The following is an 8162-nucleotide window of genomic DNA, read 5'->3' on the forward strand; positions in this document are numbered from 1 at the left end:
ACCATGATAGGGATATTAACGCAAGTATCAATCTAAAGAATGAAGCGATAAGGCTTCTAACCGCAAGGACTGTGGAGCTAGCCTAATAAATTAGAGTTCGATAGAACTCTTTACTTAGGAATCCCCCTTTTCTAAACGAAGTGAAAGTGGGGGTAGTTCAATAAAAGTTCTTTAGTAGCAACAGACATCGCATTAGCTATGTCTACAATATTGACAAGGTTATTGAAGCGATGTAAAGGGATGTAAGACAGATGTCTCACGAATTAATAGCAATAATTTTAGGGGGAATTCTGGATATACTTACAATTTTTTAATCCCTATTCACTTAAATATACCCATCTACAATCAAAACGTTTTGAAAGCTTTAACAAATATATCTGATTGATGACTAACAAATGTTAAAATTTAGATCCAATTAAAGAAGAACACACGATTTGAGAAACTTGTAGGAGATTCATTTTCCAGAACGACTTATATTCCTAAGACTTAAGAATAGTTTACAAGATGATTGAAAAAAGCCAAGTACATTGCACTCGACTTTATGGTCGATTAAATAATTTTACTTCAGAATTATTGAACTGATGTAGATAATCTTTAGTACAAGTATAGCCTGAATCAATGAGTGTTTTCTTTTCTTCTTCTGTGATATCAAAATTAATTGACGACGTAAAGAACGTATTGATAAATACAGTGCGAGCGGCATCTTCTTTTGTTGTTTTTCCGCTCGCTTGTCCCTTGATCATAGTTTGAGACAAATTCCATACAAAATCAATAAGTGAATGGCCAATATGATGTTTTTTTGCACTTGCTATATGTTTCAACATAGCAATCTCAGCACGAGATTCTAAACGGAAACCTAGTGTTTCCTTGTTGTACACAATTTCATCTGCAGGATCAAAAAAAGATACATTGTAGTTCGTATGTAAGCTTCTTAATGCAGAATGATGATCCGTATTACTTACCAGTTTATTAACCTCATTAATTGTTTCTGTGGTCGTTAAGTGTTCTTCTTTACTCACAAAACTTTTGCGATCAAATAAACGGATTGGGTAGTTATCGAGTACGCCTCCGTCTACATAATAATCTTCCTCCCATTCCACAGATTTGAAAAAGAATGGGATGGACATCGAAATCCTCACAGCGACTACTAACGGGACATCAGGCGTAGTCTCACGAGAAAACGTGCGAAGTTGATGTGTAGAAACGTTTGTTCCTTGGAAAAACACGTCTTTTCCTGTTTTGTCATATAACTGCTGAAAGGTTGTGTCCTTACTCCCTGTCCATTTTTCAATTATCGCTCCTATCCACTCAGTGAAGAAATCCCCTTTATAAATGCCAAAACCATCAAAAAATAGACGAATGTTATCTTGAATAAACAAAAAATCATGATCTTTAAATGCTTTGAAATTCATATCTTTGTGGATTTTTACGACATCTGCGAATGGAATGGAAAGACCTAAAAGTAATGCAGTAATCGCTCCTGCAGAAGTCCCCCCAAATCGTTGTATTTCTGGCAAAATCTCTTCATCGTTTAGTGCGCGGATGGCGCCGATAAAAGCGACCCCTTTTACCCCGCCCCCTTCAAATACTAAATTACGAAATGGATATGTCATTATATACCTCCATTAGAGAAATTTTAAATCTGTTATAGTATCGGAAGTATATTGAAATATATTCCAAATGATATTGAGAAAGTTTCATGCCACGCAATACGTATGGTGAAATTATCTTTATTTAATGGATGAATTGTTTGAAAGAGAAGGAATTTGCTTGGAATGGTAATTTAATAGGATAGGAAACAGGAAACGGAGCGTGTCTTTGAGGGCATTGACTAATAACCCTTTTGGAATCTTATATAACATAACTTCTTTTGCGATGCATCCTCCTAGTAAAATCACAAGCAAGAAACCAAAGAACAATCTACATTTCATAAAGCCCTCACCCTCTTTAACATGCAATCCAGTGAAATGATTTGTTTCAGATACGTAGAAATATGGTTTAACCAGCAATCAATGATCAGGTGTTCTTACCCTAAGTATACCTGAGTCTATTTGTTTCCCAACCCGAAAGATATAAATAGTTTTGTTCCCATTCATGAAATAGTACGATGTATGCATAATTACATATCTAATTAATTACTTTTAATGTTATATTTTAATAGCGATGAATGCTATTATTTCATAAGTTGTCAACAGGCGTTATGTATGAGAAAAAGGAAGGAGCCAAATAGGACCCTTCCTTTTTTCTACCAATCAATTACTCTCTGGTAAAAATTTAGACAGTGATGCTGATTTACAGGCGTCTGATTAGGCATTAAACATGCTAGCTGTGCAAACGAAAGATATTAGTATACAGGTTTACCGCATGAAAAATATCGACTTGGATTATGTTGCTCCTCATCCATTAATAAAAGCAGAAAGTCGAACCATGTTTAGATATATAACTTTCATGCAATTCAATTCCCATCAAGAAATTTTTCTATTCATAAAGAAAAGTTATCCGACCGAATGCTTTAATTGTTCCTTCAAAAAGGTAACTAAACAATTACATATTTATTATCAGTAAATTCAACTATACCATCGCTTGTCCAAAACTAATTCATCTCCTACCTACTCTCTTTACGTTCCTTGAAAAAGGAGTCTTCTTGGCTGAAATGATAAAAAGAGAGCACTCCTCAGTACGTGCTCTCTCGTAAAAAGTAACAGTTATTCTATTCGTAACCGATCTGCAAACCATTCTCACATTCGTAATACGCATTATCTCTAAGGGGTTTTTAATGTATATTTTCTATATAATAAAGAAAAACATTTATTAACGAGCATTTTCCAATACTTTTATTAAGTCATTTACATTTTCAATTTTCTGCTGAAACTTATCAAGTCTGGTATGTAGCAATGAAGGATTCTTATCTTCTTTTGAAATAACTTGTTTTAATTCTTGCTCTAAATGATCATACGCATCAAAAAAATTATCAAATTCTACACTCACGAGCTCTTCATTTTCACGATAAAATCTTTTTGCTTCTATATAAGTCATATATGATTTATTTAAAAATCCTAATGAAATTTGATATTTAGAAGTGTTTTCTTGATAAATAGCTATATCACATGCTGTTTTAACATCAGAATAAGTCTTTTGAATGAATTGTTGTAATTCGTAAATTTTATACTTTAGCCCTCTATTCATTTATTTCCCTTCCATCCTATATATTCTACATAAATTTCTATTTCGATAAAAATATGAATTTATTATTGTAACTGTATCCACATTTACTAATGCTTTTCTTGTTCCGTAATAATAAATCTTGAAAGCAATTCTGTTAATGCTTCCACTTTTTCTTTCATCTTGTTGGATTGATTTGAAATTTCTTTGATTGAAACTGCTTGTGATTGAATTGATTGTACTGATTGAATTGTTTCTCTTTCTACTTGTGTTGCAGTATCAGATACTAGTGAAAGAGACGCATTTACTTCTTCTGTACCAGCAGACATCTCTTCTGTTGCTGCAGAGACTTCTTGAATTTGACTTGTAATTTTATCAATATCTCTCATAATAGATGAGAATGTTTGATCCGCTTTGTGGGCCGCTTCTTTTCCTTCTGCTGCCTTTTGTTGTCCTTTTTGCATGACATGAACTGTATCTTGAGTATCTTGTTGTATAGATTTAATTATATGGTAAATTTCATTCGCTGATCCTTTCGACTTTTCAGCTAAATCTCCAACTTCTGCCGCAACCACTGCAAATCCTTTTCCATTCTCTCCAGCACGTGCAGCTTCAATAGCGGCATTTAAGGCAAGAAGATTAGTTTGCTCGGCAATATTAGTGATTGCATCTAGAGCTGTATCAATCTGTTGTGTACGAGTAACAAGTCTATCTATTACTTTTGATGTTTCCTCCACCACATCATGAACACTATTCATTTGAAGAATAGAGTTCTTTATCACTTGACTACCTGTATGTATTTGTTCTGTGGTTGTTACTGCTACCTCGGCAACTACAGCTGAAGATTCGGCTACTGTTTGCACACCAATTGTTATTTCTTCCATTGAGGATGAACTCTCTTGAATACTAGTTACCTGTCCTGCTATTTTTTCTTTTACTTCAGAAATAGTCTGAACTACCTCATTTGAAATATTAGATGCTCGCTTTGTATCTTGTAAAACACCATCAGTAGAAGAAATCACTTCTTGTGTTGTCAATTTAACATTAGCAATTAATTGTTGTAGGTTATCTAACATACTATTAAAAGACTGTACAATATTTCCTAACTCATTATTTGCTTTATAAGAAGTTCGTATTGTTAAATCACCTGCAGCTACTTTTTCCATATCATTTTGTAATAATAAAAGTGGTTGTCGTATAGTAAATTTAATAATATATCCAATGAATATAACTATGATAATTGCTAAAATTGAAATAACCACAAACATTATCATTGTATTTTGAGCACTGTTACTATTAACTTTTTGTAACTGCTCTGCATTATTACTGTTATATAAAATTAGTTCACGAATTGACTGGATTGTTTTTTTCATATTAGGTTCAATTTCTTTTAGATAATAGGCATACGCTTCCTCATTATTTGATTTCCCTAATTCTTGTGCTTTTTTCATCTGAATTCTTAATTCATTAAACGCTTCATGAAATTTACTATATAGTTTTTTTTCTTTATTAGAAGTAATTTTAGTTTCAAACTGCTTTAATAACCGATCATTTTCCTTACGAATTCCATCCATTTCTTTTATCAAATCATTCATTCTTTTTTCATCTTTGGATATCATTATTTCCATAAAACTCATATTAACATGATAAAAATTAGATTCTATCGTTCCTATCCACTCAACTGATTTTAAATCATCTTCATACATGCTAGTAGAAGCACTCTTCCCTCTTTCCAGTCCCCAAAATCCTATTAGGGATAATACTATACAGGCGATAATTGATATAGCTATTAGTATGTTTAATTTTGTACCAACCTTACTGTTTCTCAATAATTCCAAACGAAACTCTCCATTCTTATATATAGTTCAGATAATATATTGTATAATAAGAATCTGAAATATACGATATATATATTTTTAAGATATACAAATATATAAAATTCCTAAAAGTAATAAAAATCAAATTTTTAAGTAGGTATATTCTATTGATTAGAGATTTATATACTATCTAATCATGACCACTCTAGATTTTATGGATTTTGATTAATCTAATCCTTCATTGTATGTATAACTATATGCTTAATATGGCTTTAAAGAATCCTTCTACATTTCTATTAAAAAAATCCAAAAGTACTCCAAAAATAAAGGAAAGACATACAGCGGGTAACGCCAGCATTTCGGAAAAACCCCACGCTAAGCAAAAAAACTAGCCCTACAAGAGAGACTAGTTAACGTAAAATTCGTTAGTAGAAGTCATTTTAAAATTCTACTTGTGAACTTTTCCTTTGTTCCAACGATTGGACTACCCCACTCTCCCGTCGTGTTCCTTGAGGAAAGAGTCTTCTTGACTAAAATGATAAACGATAGATGTCTATTATCCTATAAATAAAAAAGCCCTACATTAAGTAGGACTAAATAACTTTTGCAATCTCAACAAGCAACCCCATAAACAACGACATGATTTGAACCACGATATAACTGACTCCATGGCAAGATATTAGGGGAAATTCTCGTTCCTGACTATCAATCTTAATTTACACTCCACCACATAACGCTACAGTGGAAAAGAGCTGCTTTTCCTGAGTTCCCTAATATAATTTTTTAAAACTTCAGGTATGCCTCTAGTACATTATTTAATACAATATTAATTAACTTGAAATTGCTTACTATATTTGAACTCAAAACCATCACGGAAAACAGCTACATATTTTCCAGAAGTATATACATCTGTAAATTCAGTCATCCATGATGGATATACATGTCCAGGTTCACCAAAACTTGGATAAATTGTTTTATAGCGTTGCATTGAACCATCTGCGTGTACTTTGTATATTTTTAAAATAGCTTTATCATCTGTTTTTACTGTATCTTGAGTATAGTAAAATTCATCACCTGATTCATAAGAATTCTTCATCACACCTAAAGTTTGTGTACCTGCATAAGGTAACTGTCCAATATTAGTGAACCCCCATAAATCTTTAGATGGATCTGTATAAGGTTCTTGGTATGCTGCAGCAGCTTGTGTAGCTGGTTTAATCATTTCTACTGCTGTAAAGCCACCAAATGTTAATGCTCCGATAAGTGCTAATTTACCTAATTTCATTATTATTCCTCCCATTTATTCATATGATAATTTTTAAATTTATATATTCACCTATTAATATTATAATATTTTTTGTATTTTTTCAAATATATTCCTTGAAAAGAAAATATAAGCATTCTTTTCATCTGAAACTAGCGTTGCTATTACTACACGTAAGGTAAATAAGTTAGACCTCCCACACAAATAGATCGCTCTAATTTCAAAGCGGGAGTAAAAATATTTAATTTTCAAAAACATCACTGGAATACCAGAATTTACTGTTCTTAACATCTCTCTTAATACTACCAATCCAGAAGACATACCGTTTGTAACATTTTTGGCAGCTTTTTTTAATCACTTTTAAACTTATTTTTAAAGAACTGAGTGTATTGAGTCATAACTGAAGTTAAATAAATCCTCTGTTAAATATTCATAAAAAAACAAGCTATTTTATGCGGAGTACGCACAATATGGCTTGTTTTTATCAATTTTCTATTTTCTTAGTTTTGTAAAACTCATTTTTATTTTCAGTCCTTTTGACTTCTTAGATACCAATGTAACAAAATATAAGTACATTTCTGTTCTTACGTTATACCAACAATACAAATTAGCATTGTTTTGTTTATTTTTTATCATTATAAAAACAAGTTTTCCTAGAATGATATAGCAAATCAATTAAATATATTTTTATTATAATTTTAATTCTTCAAAGCGAGTTAGACTATGATGATATTTTAAATCTAACGGATCATGAAGCTCCTTATTTGCGTATTTAATCACTCTTCCTAAATTATCTCCACCTACACCACTTACAGCATCAAATATCATTTGATGATTAAGTATACGGCCATCATATTTTTCATGTTCATGTTCTTCATAAATTTTATCGGATAATTTTTTATAAAAAACTTCGTCAAATGTTTTGAAAGGACTAAGACCTGGTGCATTAAATGTCACTGCGTATGATTCAACCCAAGGTAAATTCCCATCAATTATTTCACTTTGTACAAATTGTGCTAAATAACCACCAAGTGAATGGCCTATAATGTACATATGAGTCATCTGTGAATAATCAGTACGTATTAATTGTCTAACAAAACTTGCAGCGTCTTCAGCTTGCAAACCTCCAATATTCCCCACTACTTGTGCTACATCTACTGCCCAGTCCATCGCCTCTTGTGAACCTCTAAATGCAACTGTATAAACAAATTTATCTTCTTCAGGTTTTTCCCCTTTGAAAACTAGCTTTCTATACACCTGTACATCAAAAGAAGTACGTGAATTTGTATATTGTTGGTATAATACCCAGTTTCCTGGACTCGTAAATTTTCCAACTTCTTTTATTTTATACGAATTTCTCGCCATTTCAATAAGTTGATTTGTAAAGGATAACTCGCTACTATCCTTTGCTATTTCCTTAACACCATTATCTCGGCCTGATTTAATATTATTATCTATTTCAATAAGACCACTGCCTGATCCAACTTTAATTGTTGAAATTTGATCAAAAGCCCAGTTTTTTGGTAGTGGATATCCTAAATTCCCACTAAATCCTGTGGACATTCCACTAACAAAACTTGCCTTCGCATAACCTTTCTCTGAAACTTGAATACATACGTTTCGAGCCCCATAAACACCTATTTTATAGGTACCATCAAGCTCAAGCATTGTCTCATGCAAAGCCTTGAAATGAGGAAAAATATTATCTGTAATATCTGTCCCATATGCATCAAAATCAACTGCAAAATAAATAGTCGTACCAAATGGGAATCCATATTCTTTGGCTGCAAGGTATGCTGCTTTTGCATCTGAACTACCTTGGTCCGCACTAAAACTTGAAGACTCTCTACCATTAGCTTGGTAAATTGGAAATACAGATAATCCAGCATCAAAAATATTTTTTAATTCACCTGATTGTA

The 8162-nt window shown here is 32.2% G+C and carries 5 protein-coding genes; all 5 read right to left on the minus strand.

Features of this window, described 5'->3' with window-relative positions:
• Nucleotides 1–539 precede the first annotated feature (539 nt).
• Nucleotides 540–1613 carry a patatin-like phospholipase family protein gene (locus G9F74_RS29035; RefSeq protein WP_165406405.1) on the minus strand — a complete coding sequence of 358 codons (1074 nt, stop codon included), beginning with the start codon at nucleotides 1611–1613 and terminating at the stop codon, nucleotides 540–542.
• Nucleotides 1614–2811: 1198 nt separating this feature from the next.
• Nucleotides 2812–3186, minus strand: coding sequence for a hypothetical protein (locus G9F74_RS29040; protein WP_088054664.1), 375 nt, complete (start codon nucleotides 3184–3186; stop codon nucleotides 2812–2814).
• An 86-nt stretch (nucleotides 3187–3272) separates the two neighbouring features.
• Nucleotides 3273–5000, minus strand: a complete 1728-nt coding sequence (locus tag G9F74_RS29045) for a methyl-accepting chemotaxis protein (protein ID WP_165406406.1) — start codon at nucleotides 4998–5000, stop codon at nucleotides 3273–3275.
• 805 nt (nucleotides 5001–5805) lie between these two features.
• Complete coding sequence (locus G9F74_RS29050; RefSeq protein WP_097854745.1) at nucleotides 5806–6264, minus strand: DUF5065 family protein; 459 nt, start codon at nucleotides 6262–6264, stop codon at nucleotides 5806–5808.
• 669 nt (nucleotides 6265–6933) lie between these two features.
• On the minus strand, nucleotides 6934–8162 hold a 1229-nt coding region (locus G9F74_RS29055; protein WP_165406407.1), incomplete at its 5' end, for a glycoside hydrolase domain-containing protein.

The organism is Bacillus sp. EKM202B (assembly GCF_011066025.1).
Classification (GTDB): Bacteria; Bacillota; Bacilli; order Bacillales; family Bacillaceae_G; genus Bacillus_A; species Bacillus_A toyonensis.

Coding starts and splice junctions, on each gene's coding strand:
- G9F74_RS29035 (WP_165406405.1), bottom strand. CDS start 1,613: ATGACATATCCATTTCGTAATTTAGTATTTGAAGGGGGCGGGGTAAAA.
- G9F74_RS29040 (WP_088054664.1), bottom strand. CDS start 3,186: ATGAATAGAGGGCTAAAGTATAAAATTTACGAATTACAACAATTCATT.
- G9F74_RS29050 (WP_097854745.1), bottom strand. CDS start 6,264: ATGAAATTAGGTAAATTAGCACTTATCGGAGCATTAACATTTGGTGGC.